Here is a 26,931-nt window from a genome sequence, read left to right on the forward strand (position 1 = left end):
TGGCTAGGATTCGACGCAAGCCCCTTCCCCACGTGAACCGCGATAACTAAACTATCGTTTGAACGCGGCCCGACAGAGTGGCCCCGAGACGCTAAACGCCAGGGAGCGAGCCATGCGCGACTATCTGAAATTCTACATCGACGGCAAATGGGTGGATCCGGTCACCCCGAAGACCCTCGATGTCATCAACCCGGCCAACGAAGAGGTCGCCGGCCACATCTCGATGGGCTCGGAAGCCGACGTCGACGCCGCCGTGAAGGCCGCCCAGAAGGCGTTCGAGACCTACAGCCTGACGAGCCGCGAAGAGCGCATCGAGCTGCTCGAGCGCATCATTGTCGAGTACCAGAAGCGCTACGAGGACATGGCCAAGGCCATCACCGAGGAAATGGGCGCCCCGTCGTGGCTGGCCCAGCGGGCCCAGGCGGCCATGGGCATCGGCCACGTCCAGACGGCCGTGGAAGTGCTGAAGAACTACAAGTTCGAGGAAGACCGCGGCACCACCCGCCTGGTGAAGGAGCCGATCGGCGTCTGCGGGTTCATCACCCCCTGGAACTGGCCGGTCAACCAGATCGCCTGCAAGGTCGCGCCGGCCTTGGCCACCGGCTGCACCATGGTGCTGAAGCCCTCGGAAGTGGCCCCGTTCAGCGGCTACATCTGGACCGAGATTCTGCATGCCGCCGGCGTTCCGGCCGGGGTGTTCAACATGGTCAACGGCGACGGCCCCACCGTCGGCGCCGCCATCTCCAGCCACCCGGGCGTCGACATGGTGTCGTTCACCGGTTCGACCCGCGCCGGCATCGAGGTGGCCAAGAACGCCGCCCCGACCGTCAAGCGCGTGCACCAGGAACTGGGCGGCAAGTCGCCGAACATCATCCTGGAGGACGCTGACTTCGCCAAGGCCGTGGCCGGCGGCGTCGGCTCGGTGATGATGAACTCGGGCCAGAGCTGCAATGCGCCGACCCGCATGCTGGTCCCGGCCAAGAAGATGGACGAGGTCATCGCCATCGCCAAGGCCACCGCCGAAGCCCACACCGTCGGCGACCCCAACGGCAATTCCAAGATGGGCCCGGTCGTCTCCGAGGTGCAGTGGAACAAGATCCAGACCCTGATCCAGAAGGGCATCGACGAGGGCGCGACCCTGGTTTCCGGCGGCGTCGGCCGGCCGGAAGGCCTGGACAAGGGCTACTATGTGAAGCCCACCGTCTTCGCCAATGTCACCAACGAGATGTCGATCGCCAAGGAAGAGATCTTCGGCCCGGTCGTCTCGATCCTCGGCTACGACACCGTCGATGAAGCGGTGAAGGTCGGCAACGACACCGAGTACGGCCTCGCGGCCTATGTCTCGGGCGCCGACCCGGAGAAGATCCGCGCCGTGGCCTCCAAGCTGCGCGCCGGCCAGGTCAACATCAACAGCGCCGCGCCGGACATGATGGCCCCCTTCGGCGGCTACAAGATGAGCGGCAATGGCAGGGAGTGGGGGGATCACGCCTTCGGCGAGTTCCTCGAAACCAAGGCCGTGCTGGGGTATTCGGCGCCAGTGGCGGCGGAGTAGGGCCCAAAGCTCTGATATGAATTGGGCCGCCGGGAGCAATCCCGGCGGCCTTTTTCTTGGGCGAGAGCATGCAGCATCAAACTCTCCCCCCGTGAAGCGGGGGGAGAGTTTGAGCACTGCGCCTCTCGACAGTAGCGGCCGCCGCGAACGAAGATGCGCCAACACCGCCCGCCAGAGGCGCACCCCCTTGAGGAAACCATGCTGACCAACGTCGCCGACATCCCGCGCCAGCAGGCCGCGATCCGCCCCGACGCCGTCGCCCTGTGGTTCGAAGGCCGCGAGATCACCTTCGCCCAGTGGAACGAAGCCTCCAACCGCTGCGCCCAGGCGCTGCTCGCCCAGGGCCTGAAACCCGGCGACCGGGTCGGCGTGCTGGCCAGGAACAACGATGATTTCTTCGCCCTCTGGCTGGGCTGCATCAAGGCGAGGGTCTGCCTGGCCCCGGTCAACTGGCGGCTCGCCCCGCCGGAGATCGCCTTCATCCTCAAGGACGCCGGCGTCAAACTGCTGGTCGTCGGCCAGGACATGGCCGGCGTCGTCGACATGATCGTCTCCGACGTCCCCAGCATAAAGGGCCTGGTGCAGTTCGAGCCCGGCCACCCCCGCTGGCCGGCCTTCCGCGACTGGATCGGCGGCCACTATCCGGACGATCCGAAGCTCACCCCCCGCGACGATGACGACGTCATCCAGCTCTACACCAGCGGCACCACCGGCCTGCCCAAGGGCGTGCAGCTGACGCAAGCCAACTACATCGCCCTGTTCGACACGGCGCTCACCGCCGGCTGGGCGAAGTACGACGCCGGCAAGACCAACCTCGTCCTCATGCCGCTGTTCCATGTGGCCGGCGTCAACTGCGGCCTGCTCGGCCTGCTGCAGGGCGTGCGCGAGATCATCCTGCGCGAGGTCAATCCCGCCGAGATCGTCCGGCTGATCCCCGGGCAGGGGGTGAACTACGCCTTCCTGGCCCCGACCATCATCAACATGCTGCTGCAGACCCCCGGCGTCGACGAGGCCGACTTCTCCCGCCTCGAACGCATCTTCTACGGCGCCTCGCCGATCTCCGAGGCTGTCCTGCGCAAGGCCCAGGCTGTGTTCGGCTGCGACTTCCACCAGCTCTACGGCCTGACCGAGACCATCGGCGGCGCCACCCATCTGTCGGCCGCCGACCACGCCCCCGAACGCGACAAGCTGCGCAGCTGCGGCCGGCCGTGGCCGGGCTTCGAGGTGCGGGTGAAGAAGCCCGACGGCAGCATCGGCGGCCCGCGCGATGTCGGCGAGGTGCAGATCCGCGCCAAGGGGGTGATGAAGGGCTACTGGAACCGCCCCGACGCCACCGCCGAGGCCGTCTGCGGCGAAGGCTGGTTCAGCTCCGGCGACGCCGGCTACTTCGACGAGGAGGGCTACCTCTACATCTACGACCGGGTGAAGGACATGATCGTCAGCGGCGGCGAGAACGTCTATCCGGCCGAGGTCGAGAACGCCCTGTTCAGCCACCCCGCCGTCGCCGACGCCGCCGTGGTCGGGGTGCCGGACGAGCGCTGGGGCGAGGCGGTCAAGGGGATCGTGGTCTTCAAGGCCGGAGCGACGGCGACGCCTGAGGAACTCATCGCCCACTGCCGCAGCCTGATCGCCGGCTACAAATGCCCCAAGTCCATCGACATCATCGACGTCCTGCCCCGTAACCCGTCGGGCAAGGTGCTGCGCCGCGAACTGCGGGCGCCGTTCTGGGAAGGGCGCGAGCGCATGGTGGGGTGAGCCTCACGGTGATCAGTCGGGTCGGCGAGCGCCGTGGCGAACCCCAAGGATCAGAACGCGCTCTGGCTCGATTCTGTAACGGATCAGGTAGGGCCGGACGAACACCAGTTCACGTCGTCCACGGGCGATGGCGCGGCCTCTCAGCGGGTTGCTCTCGAGCCGATCACCGGCCGCGAGAAGCCGCTCAGCCATCCTCTGCGCTGCCAGCGGACGATCGTGCGCGATCCATCGATAAATGGCCTCGACATCGGCCAGCGCCCGGTCCGTCCAGACTACTTGCGCCACGAAAAGGGCGTGGGCTCGGGGGAGCCGGCAACCAGGGACTTCAGCCAGTCACGCACCCTGGCGTGCGGCACAAGCCGGCCCTCACGGACGTCCGCCTCCGCAGCGGCCTCCGCCCTCTCCTCTTCGGAGAGCATGCGCTCCTGATCCTTCTCGGGAAGGTCCATGGCGTAAGCCTAGCATCGATCTGCCTGACCGCGAAGTCAGAGGGCTATGCTGACGGCGGGGAAGTCATGATCGCCTGCGGAAAACGAGGAAACATCCATGCCTGACTTCCGCATCATCGAGACCAACGGCATCAAGCTGCGCGCCGCCGTCCAGGGCTCCGGCCCTCTGGTGGTCATGGTCCATGGCTTCCCGGAGAGCTGGTACAGCTGGCGCCACCAGATGGGTCCGATCGCCGACGCCGGCTTCACGGCCTGCGCCATCGACGTGCGCGGCTACGGCGGCTCCGACAAGCCGACGGAGGTGGCCGACTATAGCCTCGAACAGATCACCACCGACGTCGCCGGCGTCATCGAGGCCCTGTCCGACGACGGCACGGGCGTGCTGATCGGCCATGACTGGGGCGCCCCCATCGTCTGGAACACGGCGCTCACCCGCCCCGACCGCGTCAGCGCCGTCGCCGGCCTGTCGGTGCCCTACACCGGCGTGCCGACCGCCAACTTCCTCGACATCGTCAAGGCGGTGTTCACCGACAACGGCCGCTTCTTCTACCAGGTCTATTTCCAGGACGTCGGCGTCGCCGAGGCCGAACTGGAGGCCGACCCCGCCGCCACCATCCGCCAGTTCTACTACGCCATCAGCGGCGACGCCCCCGACGGGACCTGGCCGGCCGACAAGCCGCATGGCGCCACCCTGCTCGACCGCCTGCCCGACCCCAAGCCCTTCCCGGCCTGGCTGACCGAGGCCGACATCGCCTACTACGACAGCGAGTTCAGGCAGTCGGGCTTCTTCGGACCGCTCAGCCGCTATCGCAACCACGGCGCCGACTTCGAGTGGCTGCAACAGTTCAAGGACCGCCAGATCGAGCAGCCATCGCTGTTCATCGGCGGCTCCCGCGACCTGGTGCTGAAGATGATCCCCGGCGTGAACCCGATCGACATCATGAAGCCCCACCTGCCGGGCCTGCGCGGCGCCACGGTCCTCGAAGGCTGCGGCCACTGGACCCAGCAGGAACAGCCCGAGGCGGTGACGAAGCTGCTGGTCGACTGGCTGAAGGGCCTCTGATCCGCTCTTGATTTTTACAATTGTACGCTCATGATGACCGCAACAGCGGGAGGTCATGCAATGGACGACGCGGCGAAACGGACCCTGGCGGTCCTGCTCAGCCTGGCGGCCACAGTCGGCGTCATCGCGGCGCTCGCTGTCCTGACCCCGCGCCAGGCCCAGGCTGGCGCGACCATGGCTGCCTTTGGGTCGGACAAGGCCCTGGCCGCCTTCCTCGACGAGCAGAAGCGGGCCGAAGAAGCGGTCTACGAGGACGAGAAGCTCGACTCGCAGATGGTCATGTCCGAGACCACCTCCGCCGCCGCCGGCCCGGCCGATGCCCCCGCCAGCCCGGCCAAGGTTTCCGGTAACGGCGAGGCCATGGCCGCCCCGCAGCAGCCGGCCGACAGGATCACCAACACCCAGGAAGCCGACATCGACGAGGGCGGCATCGTCAAGGCCAGGGGCGACCTCCTGATCATCCTGCGCCGCGGCCGGTTGTTCACCGTCTCGACGGCCGGCGGCGGCATGCGCCCGGTCAGCCGCATCGACGCCTTCCCGCCCGGCGCCGAACCGGACGCCTGGTACGACGAGATGCTGGTGGCCGGCGACCGGGTGGCCGTGGTCGGCTACAGCTACGCGCGCGGCGGAACCGAGATCAACCGCTTCCGCCTGTCGCCGGACGGGCGCCTGAGCTTCATCGACTCCCACGCCCTGCACTCGTCCGACTACTACTCCAGCCGCAACTACGCCTCCCGCCTGGTCGGCAACAAGTTGATCTTCTACTCGGCCATGTCGGCCGGCTCGCGCCAGGACCCGCTGGCCGCCCTGCCGGCCCTGCGCCAATGGACCCCCGGGGCCAAGCAGGGTGCGTTCCGCCGCATCGCCTCCGGCCGCCGTGTCTATGCCCCGCCGCAGGTGCGGGCCAACAAGGCCGCCGCCAGCATGGTCCACAGCATCACCACCTGCGACCTCGCCGCCGAGCGCTTCGACTGCCAGGCGACGGCCGTCCTGGGCCCGCCGGCCCGCACCTTCTATGTCGCCAGGGGCGGGGTCTATCTCTGGGTTCACGACCAGACCTGGTCGCGGCGCAAGGCCATCCCCGACATGCTCTATCGGATGCCGCTGGATGGCGGCGCGCCCACGGCCATCGAGGTCTCCGGCGCGCCCATCGACCAGTTCTCGTTCCGCGAGGCGGCCGAAGGCCGGCTGCTGCACGTCCTGGTCGCCCGCGATGGCGAGGGCGACGGCATGTGGAGCGCCGAGCGCGGTAAATCCCGGTCCGTCGCCCTGCTGACCCTGCCCCTGGACCAGCTCGACGATGGCCACGCCATCGCCGGGCCGCGGCTCTATCGCACCCTGGATAGCCCCGGTCAGGGCTGGGCCCTGCACAACCGCTTCGTTGGTGATCATCTGCTCTACGGCATGGGCGCCGACTGGGAGGAGCGCGACGGTGACAACGGCCTGCTGCTGGTCGCCCCGCTCGATGGCGGACCGGTGGTCAGGGTGACCCTGCCGCACAGCGTCGATCGTATCGAACTCATGGGTCCCGACGCCGTCGTGGTCGGCAGCGGATCCGACGCCGTCTGGTTCTCGACCATCCTGCTGCGCGGCCGCGCCCAGGCTGGCGACCGCTACCGACTCGGCGGAGCCGCCGAAGCCGAGAGCCGCAGCCACGGTTTCTTCTACCGCCCCGACAACGCCGACGGCACGCAGGGCGTGCTGGGCCTGCCCGTCAGCCGGGCCGCCCGCCCGGCCTACTACCAGCTGTTCGAGAGCTCGGCCGCCATGCTGTTCCTGCGCCGGGCCGAGGACCGTTTCCAGCCGCTGGGCCAGCTGGCCGCCAGCGACGAGGGCATCGCCGACGACGGCTGCCTGGCCAGCTGCGTCGACTGGTACGGCAACGCCCGGCCCATCTTCCTGCGGGGTCGGGTGTTCGCCCTCCTGGGCTACGAGCTGGTCGAGGGCGATGTTCGCGGGCCGGCGATCCGCGAGGTCGGCCGCATCAGCTTCGCGCCGCCCCCGGTGACCGTGCCGCGTCCCTGAACGGCCGTTTGACTCCCCCAAGGGCAGGCATAGTCTTCAAGGCGCCAACGATAACAAACGCCTTGAGGAAACCGCCCATGACCCCCGCCGATGGCGCGGCGGCTCCGGCCGTCCTGTCGCAAACGCCGTTTGCCGACCTGCCGATGAAGGGCCCCGACGTCTCGGTCGAGCGTCGCCCGGACGGCTCTATCCTCATCCGTTCGAACCATGCGCCGGGCGAAGGCCCGCGCTCCATCGCCCACCTCCTCAAGGAGAAGGCGGAGAAGCATCCTGACCGCCCCTGGATGAAGCAGCGCGAGCCCGGCCACGGGCCCTGGCGCACGCTGACCTACGGCGAGGCCCTGCGAAAGGCCGAGGGCATCGCCCAGTGGTTGCTGGACCGGGGCCTGACCGCCGACGACTCGGTGATGGTGCTGTCCTCCAACAGCCTCGAGCACGCCCTGATCAAGGTCGGCTGCTACACGGCGGGCATCCCGGTCTCGCCGATCAGCCCGGCCTACAGCCTGATCTCCACCGACCACGCCAAGCTCAAGCATTGTGTGGAGGTTGTGAAGCCCAAGGTCATCTTCGCCCAGTCCGGCGAGATGTACGCCCGCGCCTTTGAAACCCTCAAAGGCCTCGGCCTGACCTTCGTCACCGCCGACGGAACCGGGGAGGGCGCCATTCCGTTGTCGGCCCTGACCGACACCCCGGCCGGCCCCGCCGTTGACGCCGCACGCGAGACCCTGAACCACGACACGGTCGCCAAATACCTGTTCACCTCCGGCTCGACCGGCATGCCCAAGGCGGCGCCCCAGACCTTCGGCATGATGGCCGGGGTCATCGCCGGCCAGGACGGCCTGCGCAGCGAGGAGCCCGATCCCGACCAGGTCTCCGAGAGCCTGGAGTGGATGCCCTGGAGCCACATCAGCGCCGGCAACATCAGCTTCAACGGCGTTCTCTGGGCCGCCGGCACCGTCTATCTCGATGAGGGCAAGCCGCTACCCGGCATGTTCGAGACGACGATCAAGAACCTGTACGAAGTTTCCCCGGTCGTCTTCGGCTCGGCCCCCATCGCGTTCGGCATGCTGGCCGACGCCATGGAGAAGGACCCGGTGCTGCGCAAATCCTTCTTCAAGAACATGCGCTACATGGGCTACGGCGGCGCGACGCTGAGCAATGACGTCAACGAGCGGCTGCAGGCCCTGGCCATCGCCGAGACCGGCAAGCGCATGCCGCTGACCACCATGTACGGCGCCACCGAGACCCAAGGCATCACCGTCACCCACTGGGCCACCGAGACGGTCGGTCTGGTCGGTCTGCCGCTGCCCGGCATCACGCTGAAGCTGGTGCCCAACGGTTCCAAGCTGGAGGTGCGGGTCAAGGGCCCGACGGTGACCCGCGGCTACCTCGGCGATCCCGAGAAGACCGCCGCCGCCTTCGACGAGGAAGGCTTCTACAAGCTGGGCGACGCCGCCAGGTTCATCGACGACAACGACCCGGCCCAGGGCCTGATGTTCGACGGCCGCGTCACCGAGGACTTCAAGCTCGACAGCGGCACCTGGGTGTCGGTCGGCACCCTGCGGCCCGAGATCGTCGCCGCCTGCAGCCCCTGGATCCTCGACGCGGTGATCGCCGGCCAGGACAAGCCCTTCATCGGCGCCCTGGTCTGGCCCTCGATGGCCGGCATGCAGGCGCTGATGGCCGACGAAGGGCCGGGCACGCCGATTGAGAAACTGACGGCCATCCTCACCGACAAGCTCAAGGCCTTCAACGCCACAGCCGGCGGCCTCTCGCGCCGGATCGGCCGCTTCACCATCATGACTGAGCCGCCGTCGATCGACGCCGGCGAAATCACCGACAAGGGCTATGTGAACCAGCGCGCCACGCTGGACCGCCGCGCCGCCCTGGTCGCCTCCCTCTATGGCGACGGCTCCACGCCGGGCGTCGTTTCCCTCTAAGGACAGACCATGAGCCTAGACCCCCACTTCCGCGCCATGCTCGACGCCGCCGCCGCCATCGAGATGCCGCCGCTCAGCGCCCTGCCGCCCGAGATGATCCGCATGGGCTACGTCGCCCAGCGCGCCGGCCTCGACGCCGGGGCGCCCAGGGACCTGGCCGTCAGCGACATCCAGGTCGATGGCGGCGCCGGTCCCCTCAAAGCCCGGCTCTATGTCCCCAAGGAGGCCCCGGCCATCACCGGCGCCCTGGTCTATTTCCACGGGGGCGGTTTCGTGATCGGCGACCTGGAGACCCATGACGACTTCATGCGCCGGCTCTGCGCGGCCTCCGGCCTCCGCGTGCTGGCGGTCGACTACCGCCTGGCGCCGGAGCATCCCTTCCCGGCCGCCCATGACGACGCCCTGGCGGCGACGAAATGGACCTTCGACCATGCCGCGCAGATCGGCGTCGATCCGGCCCGCATCGCTGTCGGCGGCTGCAGCGCCGGCGGCAACCTCGCCGCCTGCATGGCCCTCGAACTGCGGGGCGACGCCAAATACCGGCTGGCCTTCCAGCTGCTGCTCTACCCGGCCACGGCCATGGAGCAGGACACCCAGAGCCGCAAGGACCTGGCCGCCGGCTACGTCCTGACCGCCGAGGTGATGACCTGGTTCGCCGGCCACTTCGCCGCCATCGGCCACCCCGACGCCGGCCGCGCCGAACCGGCCCATGTCGAGGATCTGTCCGGCCTGCCGCCGGCCCTCACCATCACCGCCGGCTTCGACCCCCTGAAGGACGAGGGCAAGGCCTACGCCGGGCGCATGGCGGCGGCCGGGGTGAAGTCCGAGCACATCGAGTACCCGTCCTTCGTCCACGACTTCTTCATCATGGCCAGCGTCTCTCCGCCGGTGATCGACGCCATCGAGGACACCGCCGCCAAGCTGAAGGCGGCGTTGAGCTAAAGCGCACCCAAAACAAGAGCTGTCATCCTCCGGCCGGGCGAAGCCCGGACCGGGGGACACAACTCTCCGCGTGAAAACCGCCGAAAGTCTTTCCAAAGCCAGCTTGGGCCCCCGGTCCGCTACGCGGCCGGAGGATGACAGGTTTGGGAGCGGACCCTCCAACATGACGCCCAATTCACAAATCCCCGCTTGACGACAGTGTACTCTAAAATGCAAAGTACATTGCAGATGGCGGGACAATCCCGCCCACGGGAGCAGACCATGACCTTCAAGACCCTGTTGATCGCCGGCGCCCTCAGCGCCCTGTCCACCACCGCCGCCTTCGCTGGCGACGTCGCCGTCACCCTGACCGGCGTCAAGGCCGAGGGCGGCACGATGCTGGTCTCGCTGCAGAGCAAGGACCAGTTCATGAAGCCGGTCGGCGCCAAGGGCGCCATGGGCCCGGCCACGGCCGGCACGATGCAGCTGACCGTCGAGGATGTGCCTCCCGGCGACTACGCCGTCATGGTCATGCACGACGCCGACTCAAATTGGACGATGACCATGAAGGACGGCAAGCCGGCCGAGGGCTGGGGCCATTCCGGCGCGGCGGGCAGCCAGACCTTCGATGCTGTCAAGATCACCGTGCCCGAGGCCGGGGCCTCGGTCACCGTTCCCCTCAGCTATCCGCAGTAAGCATCGGGAGCGCGGGGCGATGAAACGGGCACCATGGACGGCCATTGCCGTGGCGGCGGGACTGGCGATGGTTGGTCCCGCGACCGCAAAAGGTGAGGAAACCCTGCGCTTCACCGGCGCGATGTGGTGGACGCCGGACGGCTTCGTCCCCGGCGACCACTATGTGCGCGGCGGCGTCTTCGTGAAGCCGACCCCGCGCGCCCGGACGGTGGACCTGAACGGCGCCTTCGTCGTTCCGCCCTTCGGAGAGGCGCACAACCACAACATCGACGCGCCGCAGCTGGCGAAGATGGTCAGCGACCAGTACCTCGCCAACGGCGTCTTCTATGTGAAGAACCCCAACAGCCGCGCCGCCTACACCGCAGAGACCCGCGCCCTGCTGAACCGCCAGGATACGGTGGACGCCAAATTCTCGATGGGCGGTCTGACCGCAGAGGGCGGACACCCCATCCGTCTCTACGGCTTCCTGTCCCGCTTCTCCGGCAAGGAGCAGCCGGGCGAGGCCTTCGAGGGCGACGCTTTCCACACCATTCGGACCGTCGCCGACATCGAGCCGGCCTTGGACAGGCTCCAGGCCCAGGGCTCGGAGTTCATCAAGACCTACCTGCTGCATTCTGAATTCTACGAAGAGCGCAAGGCCGACAAGGCCCACTACGGCGTGCGCGGGCTGGACCCCAAGCTCTATCCGCTGATCATCAAGGCCGCCCACCGGCGCGGGCTGAAGGTCAGCGTCCATATCGAAACCGCCGCCGACTTCCGTCTGGCCGTCGCCAGTGGCGTCGACGAGATCAATCACCTGCCGGGCTACATGTGGGAGACGGGCGAGACCGCCTCCGCCTACAGCCTGACCGCCACCGACGCCCGCGAGGCGGCCCGGCGCGGGGTGGTGGTGGTGACCACCACGGTCATCACCGAGAATCTCAACATGCCCCGCGCCCGCAAGGCCCCGATCAAGGCCGTGCAGGTCGCCAACCTGCGCCTCCTGAAGGCGGCCGGCGTCAGCCTGGCCATCGGCTCGGACAACTACATGCAGACCTCGCGATCCGAGATCGACAACCTCGCCGCCATGAAGGTGTTCGACACCCCGACCCTGCTGCGGCTGTGGATCGAGACTCCGAAGGTGTCGATCTTCCCGGGCCGTCGGCTGTCCTGCCTGACCGTCGGCTGCGAGGCCGACTTCCTGGCCCTGGCCGCCGATCCGAACAAGGACCTGGCCGCCACCAGGGCCATCACCGCCGCCTGGAAAGACGGCCGCCCCCTGACCCTGGTTCCCGCGCAGGGAACCGTGATGCCCGGGGCCCCGACCGGCGGCGGTCACATCGACTAGACGGCAGGGGGATCAGAACCCCCTGGCCACACCCTCACGGCGGGGATCGGCGCCGCCCTCCAGGCGGCCGCCCTCGCGGACGATGATGCCCTGCACGCCGCTGTCTTCGCCGCCGATGGCCTGGATCTTGAGGCCCCGCTCGGCCATGCCGGCGACCACCCCGGGGGCGAAGCGCTCGGCCTCGCCACTGACGTTGCCGCCCCTGGCGATGAGGTTGGGCAGGTCGATGGCCTGCTGCATGGTCAGGTTCCAGTCGAGCACCCCGACCAGGGTCTTGAGATTGTAGGACAGGATGGCGCTGCCGCCCGGGCTGCCCACGGCGGCGACGAAGCGGCCCTGTTTGTCGAGGATGATGACCGGCGACATCGAGGAGCGCGGCCGCTTGCCGGGGGCCACGGCGTTGGCGGCCGGGGCGCCGTCCGCATCGTTGGGGGCGAAGTTGAAGTCGGTCAGCTGATTGTTGAGGAAGAAACCGCCGACCATCCGGCCTGAGCCATAGATGCTCTCGACCGTCGTGGTCATCGAGACGACATCGCCCCTGGCATCGACGATGACGATATGGCTGGTGCCGCCCGGCTCCAGCGTCCTGTCCGGTCCGCGGGCCTTGGCGCCGGGCGGGATCCCCGCCGTCGGCGGCGGTCCGAAGCGGTCGGTGATCTGTTTGGCCCGCTCCGCCACATAGCCGTCGCTGAGCAGGCCCTTGACCGGCACCGAGACGAAATCCTCGTCGCCGACATAGCGGTCGCGGTCGGCGTACATCAGCCGCTCGGCCTGGGCGATCTGCAGCCAGGCGACCGGATCGGTCGGGGCCCGGCTGGCGATGTCTGTCTGCTCCAGGATCTTCAGCGCCTGCAGCAGGACCACGCCGCTGGAGGCGGGCGGGGCGGTGCAGACCTGATAGACGCGGTAGGTCGAGCACAGCGCCTTCTTCTTCAGCGGCCTGTAGCCGGCCAGGTCCCTGGCGGTCAGGGATCCCGGCATCGGCTCCGCGGCCACCCGGGCGACGATCGCCTCGCCCAGCGGGCCCTTCAGCAGGCCATCGGCGCCGCCCACCGCGATCAGGCGCAGGCTCTCGGCGTAGGCCGGGTTCTTCAGGGTGTCGCCGACGCCATAACGCTTGCCGTCCGGCCTGGTGAAATAGGCCGTGGCGTCGGGCGTCTTCGACTGCGGATAGATCGAGGTGATGAAGCCGGCCATGCGCGGGCTGACCTTGAAGCCGTCGGTGGCCAGTCGCTCGGCGTCGCCGAACAGGCTGTTCCAGGGAAGGCGGCCGTGTTCCTTCTGGGCGTATTGCAGCATGGCGACGGCGCCGGGCACGCCGGTCGATCGCCCGCTCAGCACCGCCTGGATGAAGCTCATCGGCCGACCGTCGGGGCCCAGAAACATCTTCGCATCGGCGCCGGCTGGCGCGGTCTCGCGGCCGTCGTAGGTGGTGACCGCCTTGGTCTCGGCGTCGTAGTGGACCAGGAAGGCCCCGCCGCCCAGGCCGCTCGACTGCGGCTCGACCAGCCCCAGCACCGCCTGCACCGTCACCGCCGCATCGACGGCGCTGCCGCCGCGCCTGAGCACATTGAGGCCCGCCTCGACCGCCAGCGGATTGGCGGCGGCGACCATCACGGGGCCGTTCGCGGCAACCGGCTCGGCTTTGGCCGCGAAGGTCGAACAGCCCGGAAGCAACAGGGACAGGGCCGTGACGGCGACGATCAACGAGCGCATGACTTCTCCAGCAACGGGTCACACCATAACGCCGCCGCGATGGACAACAACGGTCCGGCGGGCGATTAAACCGCTCCAGCTTCCGGAGTTCCGATGCCCGCTCGTCCCGGCCCCCGCAACAGCCTGACCGACGTGCCCGGCCTCAAGGTCGGCCAGGCCCATGACGAGCGGGCCCGCACCGGCGTCACCGTCATCCTGCCCGACGAGCGCGTCGTCTGCGCCGTCGATGTGCGCGGCGGCGGTCCCGGCACGCGGGAGACCGACGCCCTGGCCCCGGAGAACCTGATCGGGGCCATGGTCGATGCCGTCGTCCTCTCCGGCGGCTCGATGTACGGCCTGGCCGCCGGCGACGGGGTGGCCGCCTGGCTGGGCGCCAACGGCCGCGGCTATCCGGTCTCGCAGAACCCGCAGGTCCCCCGCGCCCCCATCGTCCCGGCCGCCATCCTCTTCGATATGGCCAACGGCGGCGACAAGGCCTGGGGCCTCGAGCCGCCCTACCGCCGCCTCGGCATCGAGGCGGTGCAGGCGGCGGGCCTCGACATCGCGCTCGGCACGGCCGGCTGCGCCTATGGCGCCAAGGCCGGCGGCTGGAAGGGCGGCACGGGCAGCGCCAGCATCGTCACCGATGACGGCCTGATTGTCGGCGCCATCGCCGGGGTCAATTCCTTCGGCTCGGTCACGGCCGGCGACGACCGCACCTTCTGGGCGGCCCCCTTCGAACTGGACGGCGAGTTCGGCGGCCTGGGCTCGGCCGGCCTGTCCTCCGCGCCCGATCACTGGAACCTGTCAAAAGCCAACCCGGGCCTGCGCCAGAACACGACCATCGCCGTCATCGCCACCAACGTGACCCTGTCGCCATCAGACGCCAAACGCGTCGCCATCATGGCCCAGGACGGCCTGGCCCGCGCCATCCGCCCCGCCCACGCCCCCTTCGATGGCGACATCGTCTTCGCCCTCTCGACCGCCCGGCGCCCCCTGGACGAGCCCTCGCCGATGGCTGTCGCCCGCATCGGCGCCCTGGCCGCAGACGTTCTCAGCCGGGCCATCGCCCGCGGAGTCTACGAAGCGACCAGTTGGCCCGGCAGCGACATTCCGACCTGGAAAAATGGCCTGTGAAAAAAGCGCGCTGACCCGCTTGCCTTTCCAATCTCCCGCGACTAGGTTCCGCGCCCTCGCTGGACCCCTAGACGGGCCCAGCGAAGTGCGCGCCCGTAGCTCAGCTGGATAGAGCATCAGACTACGAATCTGAGGGTCGGACGTTCGAATCGTTCCGGGCGCGCCATTTTCTTCTTAGAAAATAAGGACTTGTGAGATGTGGCGGTGCTAGCGCCGCCTAGCTTGCTCACTGAGCACCGAATAGGCACTGGCCGTCCTCATCCGGTAGCGCCGTGGTTTCCATAACAGAATGGTTCCGACACCCGGACAGGCTAAACCGGGCTGCTTTTTAGGGGCTGCCAATTCGTGCGAAACCCGCCATTCTCCAACAGCCGAACTCGCGTCGTTGCGCGAGCGCAGGGGACGCGTTCGCATCCCTCCGAATTTTATTAGCCTCCACCAGGGTTCGACCATGTACCGAGACAGTACCAACACTCTCCCGTCTTCTGGTGTGAACGAATCGGCAACCAATCGGTCGGCCGTAGGTGTTCGCGTAGCGTCGATGTTTGCCGGTATCGGCGGGTTTGACCGCGGCTTCGAGCTTGCCGGAGCCAAAGTGGTTTTCCAGTGTGAAAGCGACGCTTTCTGCCGCGCCGTGCTTCTGAAGCATTGGCCAAAAGCCATGATCCAAAACGACATCCGGACGCTCAAGCCTGACGAAATACCCGACACTGATGTCTGGACTGCGGGCTTCCCTTGCCAAGATGTGTCCCTCGCCCGGGGAAATCACGGCCGTAACGGCCTCACCGGAAGCCACACAAGCCTGTTCTTCCAGCTTGCTAAGCTGGTTGCAGAAAAAAGGCCCCGCGTATTACTGCTTGAGAATGTGGTCGGACTTCTAAACTCTCACAAAGGGCAAGATTTCGCGATCATCCTGCGGGAGCTCACCCAGATGGGCTACGCGGTAAGCTGGCGTGTCATGAACGCGAGGTACTTTGGCGCACCTCAGTCCCGGGCGCGGGTATTTATATGTGCTTGGCTAAATGATCCGGGCAAAGCCGTTTCGGCACTCTATGAGGAAGTGGCGGGAGAAAAGCCTAGCACTGAGCGAACCGCCTTTGTCACTCCGACCGTACACAAGGCGACCGGCGCCATAGTCCCCAAAATCGCCTATTGCGTCGCGGCCACGTCAGGACGGCACACCGGCAACGACTGGAGCCGTTCCTACATCTCCTACGCCGACGGCGTCCGACGCCCCACCGCCACCGAAAGCGAGCGATTGCAGGGCTTTCCTGCAGACTGGAGCGTCCCTGGTACAACAGCAACGGCGTCCGCTCGGGGGTGGGACTCTGAACGCTATCGCGCTGTGGGCAACGCCGTCGCTATCCCCGTTGTCCGATGGATCGCCGAACGGATCATGCGCGGAATGACCGACCGCATCAAAAGCCCGAAGGATGGCCTTCGTGCCTTAGCGGTCACGCTGGCTCCGGATTTGGCGAGGCACACTGCAGAGTTCAGCTTCTCCGACATTGAGCAATCATTGCTGAGGGGTGACTTTGTTTATCGCTGGAAGACCGGTGGCTGCGCCTGGAAAGACCAGATCTTAGAGGGCGGGGCGTCCCCCGCCCCCGCAAAGATTATCGAGACGCAGTTTGTCGATGTGCTTGATCCAGAAGTGCCAGATGAACGGTACTTCCTGACGCCCAACGCTGCCGTGGGCATTCTCCGCCGCGCTGACGTTGTTGGCCGCAATCTCTTTCCACCAATGCGTAAGGCTCTGGAGAATCTGCTGAATGTAAGTAAGGGTTGCAAGGACGGTCCGGTCTCGGACATCGGAGACAACCTTGATCAGCCCAGCCTTCGTCCGTCTAGGACCCAGCAGCGCGGAAAAATCCGCGAAGCTAGCGGCCGCTCCAAGCGGAGATTACGAGCCTAACATTGTCCTCGAATGCGGCCAGGTCCCCACCGATTTTAGGCCCGGATCGCCCGTGTGGCTTTGGCTCGGAAGTGACAACAATAAGGGCCAAGCGACTGCGTGGACCCAAGGAATACGGGCTATTGGCAGCTGTAAGGCGAAAACATCGCTCGGGGCGGGAAGATACAAGGTTACCCTGACGAACCTATTTCTGCTGCCGAGAACGATTGAAAAAGCTGAACTGCTGCAAGCCTCGCCAGAGACCTACGCGCGGTCACTGTCAGAGGCAGCTATCGTCGGGCTGAACAACTATTCATCCCAGGTCGTGCAGCTCCTCACCGCTGAGGAGTTCGCGGCCATCGGCGCTGTAATTGGGCGGCTGTTGCCGGAGATTCGCGAGCGGCTCTTTCAGGTCGTCACTGGAGCCGAAGCCGTCGATATTATTCCCCGAAGCGCATCAGGTGGTGAAGCTCACCCCGAACCAAAACAAGAGAACGGCGGCGAGTCTGGCCCGTTTGCTTCCGAGCTTTCGGATGACGACCCGGTGTACCGGAGCGTCGTTCAGGCGATCGTTGATGACGCTATGGGCGGCGCGCTCCTCATCGGCGTGCCTGGCACTGGGAAATCTTGGTATGCGAGGCAAATTGCCAAGAAGCTTACCAACGGTGACCATCACCGTATTCGAGAGGTCCAGTTCCATCCCTCTTACCAATACGAAGACTTCGTAGAGGGCTACGTTCCCGATCCTAAGGAAGGCTTCAGGTTGGCCGACAAACACCTTCTCGAGATGGTGGAGGTCGCTCGAACGACTGGGAAGCCGACAGTTCTCATTGTGGACGAATTCAGCCGTACCGATCCAGCCCGTGTTCTCGGGGAGACGATGACGTATATGGAGGGCTCTCTCCGAGGTGTAGAATTCTATCTGCCCTCAGGCCGGAAAGCCGAAATTCCAGCAAATCTCTATTTCCTAGCGACCATGAATCCGGACGACCGTTCCGTCGATGAAATCGACGATGCGATGGACAGACGCTGGGCCAAGATCGGATTGGAACCGAGCATTGAGAAGGTGGCTGAGTTTTTGGCCGCCAATGGTGCGCCCAACGAAGTCCGGGGTGCCGCTGTTGAGTTTTTCGCCGCGTTGCAAAGCCATCTAAACGTCGGCCACGCCTTTTTTCGATCCGTCTCGAACAGGGAGTCCCTTGCTCGACTCTGGGAGACCCAGATTCAGTTCATGGCTCGAAAGAAGTTCCGCTTTGATGCCGAGGGATTGCAGGAAGTTAGGGATCTTTGGGAGGTGTGCTTGGCTTCATCTGCGGCGGCTGAGGAGTCTGCGGATGTCGCGGAGGAGCCGCCCGGCGAGCCTGAGGCTGCTTGACTGTGGCGAGCGCCATTACGGAGCCGCGGAAGGTTCTCTCGGTGGAGTCGCGAGGCTCATTGGACCTGCCGCTAAGCGCGTTGATCCGAGATGGACGTCTAGAACTGTACCCTCATGTGGAGGCCAAGGGGCTTGTCTTTGTTCAGTTCCGAAAAGGGCGCGTACTTCTAACCGCGGGCAAGTACGTTGGCCTGATCCCGATCACGCCTTGGCTCTCTGTGGAAGTGAAGCCAAAACTGCCCGTAAAGAACATCGCTCAGATACTGGACGGGGCGAGGGCATCTTTGGGAAAGCTGCCCAATGCTGATCGACTGTACGATGCTGATGGGGCGAAGTCCCCTAGTGTATTCGAGTTTCTAATGAGCAACCTTGCCGACTCTCTTGAAGAAGTCCGCGTGGCAGGTCTTCAAAAAGAGTACTTGAGTCATTCAGATCTGGTCTCGCACCCTCGCGGACGGATTCAGGTAGCCAAAACTGTCCAGCGGTGCTGGGCGAAAGGAATCCGCCACAAGGTTCAGGCGCAACGATTTGAGCAAACTTCCGATACCAGCCCGAACCGTGTTCTCAAATCCGCTATCGAGTACGGGCTTCGTGGTCTCCAGAGGAGTGCGGGAAGCAGAGACGTTATTACGAAGGCAAACGAAAGATATTTGGAATTTCCAGATCAGATAAAGCCATACTCCGCTAGAGATTACTCTGCCGTAGTCTCGATCGTAAGGGGTAAAAACCTGCCGGGCCGGCTATCATATTACTACCGTGCTCTAGAGATTGCGCTTATGATACTCTCTGGAAAAACCGTATCTCTCGACGAAATCGGCTCTGAGCTTCTGACCGATACTTTCATCATAGATTTCGAGGCGGTCTTCGAAGACTATCTGCGTCGGCGATTGGATGCGCGATCAGCAAGTCATATAGCTGTGCGGGATGGCAACAAGGAGGGCAAGCGGCCCCTATACGATACGAAACAGGATCCGCCGGCTCAGCCAGACATCGTTATTGTGGATAAGCGGACTAATGAAGTCGTTATCGCCGAGGTAAAGTACAAAGAAAAACCCGATCGACCGGACATAAATCAAGCCGTCACTTATGCGGCTGTCTATCGCTGCAGAAGTGTAGTTCTCGTTCACCAATCGAAGCGCGGTCAGGTATCAGGTATAAAGCTGCTCGGGGTAATTGATCGGGTAAGCGTATATTCCTACGGGTTTGATTTGGCCAACGCATCACTTGACGCGGAAGAGATCAAGTTTGGCGAGTCATTGTTCGGCCTGCTGGACCAGCCAGTTGTGGAAGCTTTCGCCGAAACGGCCTGACTCAACTCGGGCCCCCGCACCTGGATCAACGTTTTCACCGAGGAGGCTACAATCGTATGGCGGATCACGAGAAAATTTTGGCCTTCATCGCGAAATCAGAAAGCCCCTCGGACCTAAAGCGTTTGATCAACAACGCTGAGGCACAGGGGCAACCAGAGATAACCTCGGCCGCATTCCGGCGGCTTGTCTCACTCGTGCCTGGAGAAATGCCGGGGACGCTAGAGCATGACTTCTGGAGCTCTATCCAGGCGTTTGAACAGATCAAGTCCGCCGCCGCCGGCAAAACGATAAAACTTGGCTACACGCGCCGCATGGTCAGAGACAAGGGCATCAAGGCTACTCTTACCAACTGGGCGCTGAGCACCAAGAAAACGGAGGGTTTCGATACCCTGATCGAGCTGGGCATGCCCGAGCTAACGGGCGAGGCAGTGGTTCTCCGTCATCGAGGTGATTTCCCAGTCGACGTGATTGAAGCGGCAACAAAGCGCCTGGTCGAGGCCGAAGTGGATATCAATTCTGTTCTTGCCGGATAGAGCACGAAGAGTTGGCAGTGGTACCTGACCAGCGCCTCGGACGGACGAGCCGGAATCGAACCCTAGTCGGTTATCAGGAGGGTGGCCGGGTGGACGCCCAGCGCGGTCGCCAACCGCCCGAGAACGGCAATCGAGGGATTCCGCCGACCGCGCTCGATGCCACCCAAGTAGGTCAGGTCGACGGCGGTTTCCATGGCGAGCTGCTCTTGCGTGAGCCCTCGCTCCTTCCGCAGACGGCGAACGTTCGCTCCGACAATTTTTCCCCAATCCATTTGCAGGATGGGCCAGTCGCGACACTGTAGCGTCTAGGGACTATAAGCCCGATTTCGGTGCCACTGGATCGCACGGGGGAAGCTATGAGACTTTCGAGGGGCCTATCGGTCCTGACGGCTTCGGCCGCGTTGGTTTGGGCTACAGGGCCGTCGGCGGCTGACCCGGACTACCTCGCGCAAGGCGAACAGTTTGCCCTGGTCGCCCGTGTGGTCACCTCGATGAAGTCCTGCGAGCGTTTTGGCTATCGGATGGGCGTCAGTTCGCCGGACGAGCTCCAAGACAAGCTGCTCAACCCGATAATCGCACAAGCCGTAAGAGAGGGCGTGGATGTCGCTACGGCCGAGACACTCGTGGCGGCTGCGATCCGCGAGGAACGCGAACGCCAAAACTACCTGAGTCAGCATGGTTCAGATGGGACGGAGACGTTGGCCGAGCTTGAAGCGTCTGTGGTGACCATGATGGACTATTGGGCCGACCGGTGCAGGTCGCTAGCTGATGATCCGTTCGCAGGTCGTTTCGTGATCCATACGACGGCAGCGAACGAGGCCGCCGCAAAGGCACGCATCATCGAAACGACCCTTGCTCAGGTCAGAGCGGCCGCTGCTGAACGCTAGATTGATTAGGTCGGCCATTGGTCGTCTTCCGGCCAATGGTCGTGGCGTAGCCACCGGCACTCCAACGGACCGTAGAACCTGACTGCTACGTTCTCCGGCCTGTAACCGTGAGCCCGAAGGTCGGCCATGGCCTCCTTTTCAATCTCGGCGGTGAACTGGTCCGGGTCACCCCCCATCAGGACGAACAGTTCGAGCGGCGTCGTGATCTCCATCCCGGCTAACGCCTGGCGGGTCGCCGCGTGCCGACCCCGCCAGGTCAAATAGACGTCCACCGTCACTCCCCGAGAAGGCGGTCGCCGCCGCGCGTGAGGAGAGGCCAAACCGTTTGCGTCCTGGCGCCAACGGGGAAATGGCCTTCAATGACGAAGGGCGGCACGGTCGCGCTGATATCCACGGCCGCGAAGTCTGCGAAGGCTCCGGGCTGACCGATCAGCGCTTCAGCGGCAGCTCGGGCAACGGCGACATTGGCGCCCTGGGCGACCGCGACGTTGCGGCCATCGGCTCGTCGCTTGTGCCCTTGGTCGGCGAAGAAGACGAAGGTTGTCATGGTCAGTTCTCCGGTTGCGTGATTTCAGGTTGCTCCAGGGCCGTTCCGATCGCTTCTTCGGCCCTTCTCATCATTGCGATGTTGAGGGCGCGGTGCTCGTTCTTGCGACCGGTCTCGAAGGCGCTGTCATCGGCCAGCGCCTCTTCGGCAAGCCGTTCGATCTCCATCAGGGACCGCGTGACGGTTCGGAATTCCTCGCCGAGCAAGACGTCGGCCAGTTCCTGCGGAGAGAAGGACCGCTTTTCCGACGGCAGCTCGTAGATGCGCGAACACAAGGCCGCAGCCAGTTCCATGTCCCGTGTGGCGGCGGCGAGGTCAGCCAAGGCTTCGAGCTCCGCGGGCCCAGAAGCGGATATCTGCTGAAGGACGCGGCTCCGGCGCTCCGATCCGAGGCTGTAGCGGGCGAGCATCTGGGTGGGGGAGCGGTAGTGTGCCGGAACCGCCGCCGCGTTGGCGGCGAACAGGCTTCCCTTCCGCACGTGATTCACCCGGGTGTCAGCGGTCCCACGGCGGAGTTCTCCGAGAAACCCGGAGGCCGCGCGGCTCACGAGGGAAGATTGCTGAGAAGCGGGGAGGTCGGCCAGCGAACTGCGGATGTCCGCGCGGCGCCGTTCGACCTTCCCCTCAAGTTCATCGAGCAGGCGCCGTTGCGTCTGCCGGTTATTTCGAGCCTGTCGGAGGCTCTCAGCGACGTCCATCACGGACGCCCACCGAGTTCCGAGGGTCGCTTTTCTTGTTACCATGCCTGTTCCTCTGCCAGCTTTGCATCACGCGCAGCCTGAGGATCGGCACCGACGCGGCGTCAGCCGCAGATCGTCCCCGCCAGCGCGGTGGCCCGTCCAAGTGACGCGCCGCATCTGTCTGTTTTGCAGCAAGGCGACGGTCACGAAGACCATTGCTCGGGATCGGCCATCGCCGACCCCGAGCCTCAGCCGCTACGCCGCGCGGCGTTCCTCGCTGCACGAGGAGAGGAATTTCCTCGACCAGTTGATCACGTACTGACGGGGGAGGGACTGCGCCACCACATCCAAAACGCGGTGCCCACCGAACACCGAGTGAGCCATCCGCAGGGCAGCGTGCAAGACAGCCCCGGCCTCCACCTCCTGCGGCTGCAGGCCGACCACGCTGCGGTTCATAGCCATGTAGTCCTCGTGCGAGACCGACACGGCGTGCTTCTTCGTGCGCTTACGCTTTTCCATCTGTTGCCCTTTCAATGTGGGGCGGAAGCCCCGGCAACAGCCCTTCTAAGCACGTCAAGGGGAGCGGCTATCATTACTTCACGGGTTCGCCAGCATCAGAAGTCTCGCTGGTTCATCCCCGGCCTGCTCCAGATGACCCCATAGCGCAGGGCATCTGCGGCATGGTCCGGCGCATCGCTGTCCAGGTCCTCAGGGTCCCGCGGGTCGCGGGGAAGGGTCGGGAGCGTGTCCCAAGCATAACGACACGCGCGGGACAGGTAGAGCCCAGGCAGGTCCGGCTTGCCAGCCTGCGACAGCAGCGTCCTCATCCTCTGCCACCCCGCCTTTCGGGCGCCTTTCCCGGCCGGGGTCAGGTGCACGCCGGAACGCGAGAACTCGTCGGCGATGGTCGCGGCGGCATGTCCGCGGGCCCGCGCGAAGATCGAGTCATCGGCCGCACCAGCCGGCCGCACGCTCCATCGGGCGCACATCTCCTTGATGCCGTCCGCCAGCCTCGGGACGGTCCATCCGAGGCCTTCGGTGGGCCGGTTCGGCCTCGCCGTCGCCAGCTCGTCGAAGGCGACCAGGGAGCCTCTGGGATAGAAGATACCACCCGGACCCACGGCGCCTGGCGAGCGTGCCAGGAGGTAGGTCGCTGACGGCGAGGACGTGCCGAAGTCGTGGGCTAGGTGGGTCTGCCAACCGTACGGCACCGCCGACCAAGGCTCGATGGCACAACGCTCCGGCGAGAGGCAGCCCGCAAAGAAAGCGCCGCGGGCAACCGACCAATCGCCCTCGGTCCAAGCACGAAACAGCTCGTCATCGCCAGCGCAAGCCGCGCGCAACTGGCGGCGATAGTCTTCCGAGTCCAGATGGGGATTGTCGAGGTAAGTGCTCGGAGCATGGACGCAGCGGCCGCCAGCCAGCGTGTCGAATGGCGACCAGGCTTGAGCGGGGAGGACATACCGGGATGCCACCCAGTGGTGACCTGCGCCGCCGGGGTTGCCCGCATAGACGGTACGGAGCGGCATATCTTTGGGCCCGCGAAGGTTCGACCTCAGCATGTCCACGACGAAGGGGTCACCCCATTGGGTGAGCTCATCGACCATGATGAGCGTGAAGCTCCGTCCCTGGATCTTGTCGTAGGCTCCGGGGGTATCGACCTGGGCGAGTTCAACGTACCCATAGGGCAGCCTGAACACGTGCTCGGTGGCATTGTAGGAAGCCGCCGACCCGTAGGCCGTGGAAAACAACTGGCGCAGCACCAGCTCGAAATCGGCGAGGCCCTTGTACGTTCTGCGCACGTAGAGAACCCGCGCCCGCTCGCGGTGCTGTTCGATGTGCCGGAGGATCAACAGGGCCTTGCAGTGGCTCTTGCCGCCGCCTCGGCCGCCCCCCAAGAACAGGTCAATGTTCTCCGGGACGCTCAGCACCTTGGACTGGTACGGCGTCGGCTCCAGGACTTCGCTCAACGGACCGGCCCCACGTCGAGCCCCTGCACGTAGGCCTCAATGGTCGGCTGGGCGGCCGGCAGGTTGATCGTGACATTCACCTTGGGGTCGCCGGTCCCTTGCGGGTTGCCCTGGTCACGGTAGCCGTGGCGGCCCTTGAGTGCGAAGATCAGCGCGGTTGTGTCTCCGCCGCGGGCCTTGTCCATGAGGATGGAAACCAGTTCCTCCTCCTCGACCTTGCGAGTCTCCGCCAAGGCGGAGGCGATACGGTCATCCTCGGCCCTCACACGCATCCAGGTGCGGTAGTTTACGCCAAGGGCGCGGGCGATCTGGGTTTCGGACACGCCTCGACGGCAGGCCGCCAGAATCTGGTCAACGTGGGCCTCTGGCAGAAGGTACTTCCGCCGGTCCGTCCGAGCGTCCGCCGGGGGGCCGTCACGGTTCTCGCCGCGGTGTTTGGGGGGATGGTCGGGGGACAAGTCCTTGCGCTCCTTGGCTTTCCGGCGCGCCGACCCATCAATTCAATATCTGAGGGCCTTTGCGCGCGGCTGCGTGCACGCGTTTTGTGCCGCGGGTTCTGCGCCTTTGAGGGCCGTCGTTCGTGGTGAGAGCGATCGCGACGGGTAGACAGGGGACGCGGTAGACAGGCCCGAAGGAGGCTCTTGCAACCTCACGCCCAGTCCCACCCGCACCCGGACAACGGACATTCGAGATCTTCTCTCTCGATAGCAAAGAGGACCTGTCTCCCTTGTCTACCGATCAGGAAAGCCATGACGTGCAAGGACGCGGAGGTAGACGGGCCCACCTGTCTACCTCCGGTCTACCCTCAGCCTAGGTCAGCTCCTTCACGCAGTTCGCCATGTAGGCGTCGGCGCGAGACGCTGCGCCGAGGCCCGTCCAGTGATCGTGGTTGGAGATCGACCACAGGGTGGACGACGGCCGGCCAGAGGCGTCCTGCTTCGTATAGCGAGGGTGCCGCAAGGCTTGGACTTCTTCCTTCAGCCACGTCGTCACCAAGCCCCGCAAGTTTTTTGCCTGTCGCGCGACACGGTCAGGGATCGCCGCTTCGACGTCCTCCAGCCTGACGAGGTCGAAGTCGAACGGCGGCAGGCGCTCGCGCAGCATCTCGTCCAGGTACTGTTCGACTTCGCTGAGGTTCAGCCGACGCATCTCGTCTTTGCCGGTCGTCTTCGGGGCGACGCCCTTCGGGTTCAGCGAGATGACCCTTTGCCCGAGCCAGTGAGCGACCGCAGCAGGCCCATTCCCATCGAGGAATTGGAACAGGCGTTCGTAATAGTCCTCGCTCGCGGGCTGCGCCTCCGAGAAGACTACCAGCCAACGTCGGTCCCCGGGCTCGATCGGCAGGGCGTCGGCATTGTTCGTAAAGCAGAGCAGGTTGAGGCGGTTCGGCAGGTTGTAGGCCTTACCGTACATCGGTCGGATGCACAGGTACTCGTCCGTGATTACGGGCTTGAGCCGGTTCGACAGCTCCTGACGGCCGAGCGCCGTAAGCTCTTCAATGACGGCTAACTGCGCGCCTTCCTGCCATTCCGTGTACTTCTCTTGGACCACCGCATTGCTGGGCCGGGAGATGTTGGGCTCGCCGATCAGCCTAGACACTAAGGTGCCGATCCAGCTTTTCCCGGTCCCTTGCCGCCCCCTGATCAGCAGGGCGAAGTGAATTTTATCGGCAGGCCGCTGGACCAAGATGGCGAGGTAGTCGAGGACGTAGCTCCGTTCGACTTCGTTCGGGAACATGTACGCCATGTGTTCGAGGAAGACGCCGACATCGCCGGGCTTGGGCTTGACGCTGGCATCGCGCCACAGGTTGTAGAGCGGAGCACCACCAAGGCCGGTCACGAACTCACCGGCCCCCGGCTCGTAGGTCAGGGACTCCAGCTTCCGGATCGGCAGTTTGTCCTTCCAGACGGCGTTCAGGAGCTCTCCCTCCGGCCAGAGGTGAGCGTTGAACGACTTAAACTGCTGCGCGCTGAATTTGCGCTTGTCCGAACGGCGGATGAAGGACTCAGCGTCCACGATCCACACATACTCGTCGCGGAACTTCTTGAGCGGCGAGACGGGCCCCGGCTTATCAGTCTCCGACAGGTCGTCTGGGAAATCTTCCTCAGCCGTCGTCCTGGGCAGCAGATCGGACCGGCCCGCCGTCACCAGCGCCTTGAAGAGCGTCTTCTCCGTGATCCGCTTGCCCGCCGTGTCCGCGTGCAGGCTGTCCCACCGGCTTCCGATGATCCACGCGTCCTGGGCGTACTCGGGGTCGCTGGTCGACCACTCGATCCACTCGTCCCGGCCCTCGCCGGCGGTGGCGTGGTGGCTCGCCATCATGAGTTGGAGCCAGTCGCTGTGCTCCCGGAACTGGGTAGCATCCAGGCCGCCCAGCATGGTCGCCAGTTCCTCCGGAGTCCTGGCCCCGGCGTCCGCAGCCACGATCCGCTCGGGGCGCCTGGCGAGCTCGATGAGGCTTGCCGGGGCCATAGGGGCGGAGGCGAGCGGCACGGCGAGGGGGTCGTCGTCCCACACGTAGGGCTTCTCGGCGGAGGGGTGGACCGAGCCGGCCGCGACGACCTGCCTGCCCAGCGCCTTGAACTCGATGCCCTGGTAGGCCTCCAGGGTGTCCCGCAGGACCGCGTCCTCGGGCTTCCGCATGTAGATGTGCAGGCCGCCGCCGCCAGTCACCACGGTGGGGTAGCCGGTCAGGTCGATGCCCAGGTCCCTCGCCAGGCGGGCGACCGGGTCGTCACCGGGGGCGAAGTTCCTGGGGTCGACGTCGACCACCAGGTCGGTCTCCCGCAGCCTCACCCCGACGTTGCCGCCCGAGGCCATGTGGGCGCGGGCCTCCTCGACGGAGAGGCGGGGGGCCGACCGCCAGCCGCGCCCGACGGGCGCCTTGCCGATGGCCCTGCCCCGCCTGTCGACCGCGTCGGGGGAGTGGAGGGGGATGAGCTCGTACCCACCGGCCTGATAGGCCTCAAGCATGTCGGGCCTGAACGCAGGCCCGCGGGGCCCTGACGATGACGCATAGATGGGAGCGTGCTCTCCGCTATCCGAGTGCCTGTTGCCCTCGGGCGCGCCGGTGTTCCCAATCCCGCCGGCGCGCCCATCCTCCTGATTGAAATCGCTCATCGGGCCACTCCCCGCACAAACCCGTCGAGGTCTTCGACGTGATACCGGACGAGCT

At 65.5% G+C, this 26,931-nt stretch carries 25 protein-coding genes and 1 tRNA gene; 15 read left to right on the forward strand and 11 right to left on the reverse strand.

Annotated features, from left to right (window positions below; genetic code table 11):
* Positions 1–112 precede the first annotated feature (112 nt).
* Together O5I81_RS02010 and O5I81_RS02015 are read left to right on the forward strand one after the other, a co-directional pair.
* Positions 113–1,552 carry an aldehyde dehydrogenase family protein gene (locus tag O5I81_RS02010; protein ID WP_271067269.1) on the forward strand — a complete coding sequence of 480 codons (1,440 nt, stop codon included), beginning with the start codon at positions 113–115 and terminating at the stop codon, positions 1,550–1,552.
* 198 nt (positions 1,553–1,750) lie between these two features.
* Positions 1,751–3,307, forward strand: a complete 1,557-nt coding sequence (locus tag O5I81_RS02015; RefSeq protein ID WP_271067270.1) for a long-chain-fatty-acid--CoA ligase — start codon at positions 1,751–1,753, stop codon at positions 3,305–3,307.
* 12 nt (positions 3,308–3,319) lie between these two features.
* On the opposite strand, the gene O5I81_RS02020 is transcribed toward O5I81_RS02015, so the two are convergent.
* Entirely contained in the window at positions 3,320–3,592 is a 273-nt protein-coding gene (locus tag O5I81_RS02020) for a type II toxin-antitoxin system RelE/ParE family toxin (protein WP_271067271.1), read from the reverse strand.
* On the reverse strand, positions 3,580–3,756 hold the full coding sequence (locus O5I81_RS02025) for an antitoxin (RefSeq protein ID WP_271067272.1): 177 nt from the start codon (positions 3,754–3,756) through the stop codon (positions 3,580–3,582). Before O5I81_RS02025 ends, O5I81_RS02020 begins: the two co-directional genes overlap by 13 nt.
* Before the next feature lie 97 nt (positions 3,757–3,853).
* Between O5I81_RS02025 and O5I81_RS02030 the strand changes: the two genes are divergently transcribed.
* From O5I81_RS02030 to O5I81_RS02055, 6 genes are all read left to right on the forward strand, one after another.
* Positions 3,854–4,819 (forward strand): alpha/beta hydrolase, encoded by a 966-nt coding sequence (locus O5I81_RS02030; protein ID WP_271067273.1) that lies wholly within the window; start codon positions 3,854–3,856, stop codon positions 4,817–4,819.
* Between the two features lie 60 nt (positions 4,820–4,879).
* Entirely contained in the window at positions 4,880–6,844 is a 1,965-nt protein-coding gene (locus tag O5I81_RS02035) for a beta-propeller domain-containing protein (RefSeq protein ID WP_271067274.1), read from the forward strand.
* Positions 6,845–6,921: 77 nt separating this feature from the next.
* Complete coding sequence (locus O5I81_RS02040; RefSeq protein ID WP_271067275.1) at positions 6,922–8,784, forward strand: AMP-binding protein; 1,863 nt, start codon at positions 6,922–6,924, stop codon at positions 8,782–8,784.
* A 9-nt stretch (positions 8,785–8,793) separates the two neighbouring features.
* Positions 8,794–9,726, forward strand: coding sequence for an alpha/beta hydrolase (locus O5I81_RS02045; RefSeq protein WP_271067276.1), 933 nt, complete (start codon positions 8,794–8,796; stop codon positions 9,724–9,726).
* A 261-nt stretch (positions 9,727–9,987) separates the two neighbouring features.
* Complete coding sequence (locus tag O5I81_RS02050; RefSeq protein ID WP_271067277.1) at positions 9,988–10,401, forward strand: DUF2141 domain-containing protein; 414 nt, start codon at positions 9,988–9,990, stop codon at positions 10,399–10,401.
* 19 nt (positions 10,402–10,420) lie between these two features.
* Positions 10,421–11,728 carry a hypothetical protein gene (locus O5I81_RS02055; protein ID WP_271067278.1) on the forward strand — a complete coding sequence of 436 codons (1,308 nt, stop codon included), beginning with the start codon at positions 10,421–10,423 and terminating at the stop codon, positions 11,726–11,728.
* Between the two features lie 12 nt (positions 11,729–11,740).
* Here O5I81_RS02055 and ggt read toward each other — a convergent pair whose 3' ends face one another.
* The gene (ggt, locus tag O5I81_RS02060) at positions 11,741–13,444 is read right to left on the reverse strand and encodes a gamma-glutamyltransferase (protein ID WP_271067279.1); all 1,704 of its coding nucleotides are present in this window, start codon (positions 13,442–13,444) and stop codon (positions 11,741–11,743) included.
* A 93-nt stretch (positions 13,445–13,537) separates the two neighbouring features.
* On the opposite strand from ggt, the gene O5I81_RS02065 reads away from it, so the two are divergent.
* The 6 genes from O5I81_RS02065 (at position 13,538) to O5I81_RS02090 (ending at position 19,672) form a co-directional block, all read left to right on the forward strand.
* Positions 13,538–14,560: a P1 family peptidase gene (locus O5I81_RS02065; RefSeq protein ID WP_271067280.1), complete on the forward strand. Its 1,023-nt coding sequence runs from the start codon at positions 13,538–13,540 to the stop codon at positions 14,558–14,560.
* 89 nt (positions 14,561–14,649) lie between these two features.
* Positions 14,650–14,726, forward strand: a tRNA-Arg gene (locus O5I81_RS02070).
* A gap of 375 nt (positions 14,727–15,101) precedes the next feature.
* A complete protein-coding gene (dcm, locus tag O5I81_RS02075; RefSeq protein WP_271067281.1) occupies positions 15,102–16,475 on the forward strand; it encodes a DNA (cytosine-5-)-methyltransferase in 1,374 nt (457 codons plus the stop codon).
* The gene (locus tag O5I81_RS02080) at positions 16,384–17,829 is read left to right on the forward strand and encodes an AAA family ATPase (RefSeq protein ID WP_271067282.1); all 1,446 of its coding nucleotides are present in this window, start codon (positions 16,384–16,386) and stop codon (positions 17,827–17,829) included. The genes dcm and O5I81_RS02080 overlap by 92 nt, the downstream gene beginning before the upstream one ends.
* Before the next feature lie 59 nt (positions 17,830–17,888).
* Entirely contained in the window at positions 17,889–19,139 is a 1,251-nt protein-coding gene (locus tag O5I81_RS02085) for a hypothetical protein (RefSeq protein WP_271067283.1), read from the forward strand.
* Between the two features lie 56 nt (positions 19,140–19,195).
* Positions 19,196–19,672, forward strand: a complete 477-nt coding sequence (locus O5I81_RS02090; RefSeq protein WP_271067284.1) for a hypothetical protein — start codon at positions 19,196–19,198, stop codon at positions 19,670–19,672.
* Positions 19,673–19,734: 62 nt separating this feature from the next.
* On the opposite strand, the gene O5I81_RS02095 is transcribed toward O5I81_RS02090, so the two are convergent.
* Positions 19,735–19,944 (reverse strand): helix-turn-helix transcriptional regulator, encoded by a 210-nt coding sequence (locus tag O5I81_RS02095; RefSeq protein ID WP_271067285.1) that lies wholly within the window; start codon positions 19,942–19,944, stop codon positions 19,735–19,737.
* 84 nt (positions 19,945–20,028) lie between these two features.
* Here O5I81_RS02095 and O5I81_RS02100 point away from each other — a divergent pair, with 84 nt between their 5' ends.
* Complete coding sequence (locus O5I81_RS02100) at positions 20,029–20,559, forward strand: hypothetical protein (RefSeq protein ID WP_271067286.1); 531 nt, start codon at positions 20,029–20,031, stop codon at positions 20,557–20,559.
* Between the two features lie 5 nt (positions 20,560–20,564).
* Here the strand turns inward: O5I81_RS02100 and O5I81_RS02105 are convergent, their stop codons facing one another.
* The 7 genes from O5I81_RS02105 to O5I81_RS02135 form a co-directional block, all read right to left on the reverse strand.
* A complete protein-coding gene (locus O5I81_RS02105; protein WP_271067287.1) occupies positions 20,565–20,831 on the reverse strand; it encodes a hypothetical protein in 267 nt (88 codons plus the stop codon).
* Between the two features lie 2 nt (positions 20,832–20,833).
* Complete coding sequence (locus tag O5I81_RS02110; protein ID WP_271067288.1) at positions 20,834–21,106, reverse strand: hypothetical protein; 273 nt, start codon at positions 21,104–21,106, stop codon at positions 20,834–20,836.
* A gap of 2 nt (positions 21,107–21,108) precedes the next feature.
* Positions 21,109–21,804: a hypothetical protein gene (locus O5I81_RS02115; RefSeq protein ID WP_271067289.1), complete on the reverse strand. Its 696-nt coding sequence runs from the start codon at positions 21,802–21,804 to the stop codon at positions 21,109–21,111.
* Between the two features lie 237 nt (positions 21,805–22,041).
* Positions 22,042–22,305, reverse strand: coding sequence for a hypothetical protein (locus tag O5I81_RS02120; protein ID WP_271067290.1), 264 nt, complete (start codon positions 22,303–22,305; stop codon positions 22,042–22,044).
* Between the two features lie 95 nt (positions 22,306–22,400).
* A complete protein-coding gene (locus tag O5I81_RS02125; RefSeq protein WP_271067291.1) occupies positions 22,401–23,756 on the reverse strand; it encodes a phage terminase large subunit in 1,356 nt (451 codons plus the stop codon).
* Entirely contained in the window at positions 23,753–24,079 is a 327-nt protein-coding gene (locus O5I81_RS02130; protein WP_271067292.1) for a hypothetical protein, read from the reverse strand. The genes O5I81_RS02125 and O5I81_RS02130 overlap by 4 nt, the downstream gene beginning before the upstream one ends.
* Before the next feature lie 487 nt (positions 24,080–24,566).
* Positions 24,567–26,876, reverse strand: coding sequence for a bifunctional DNA primase/polymerase (locus tag O5I81_RS02135; RefSeq protein WP_271067293.1), 2,310 nt, complete (start codon positions 26,874–26,876; stop codon positions 24,567–24,569).
* Positions 26,877–26,931: the final 55 nt, after the last annotated feature.

Origin of the sequence: Caulobacter sp. NIBR1757, assembly GCF_027912495.1 — a bacterium.
Lineage (GTDB): Bacteria > Pseudomonadota > Alphaproteobacteria > Caulobacterales > Caulobacteraceae > Caulobacter.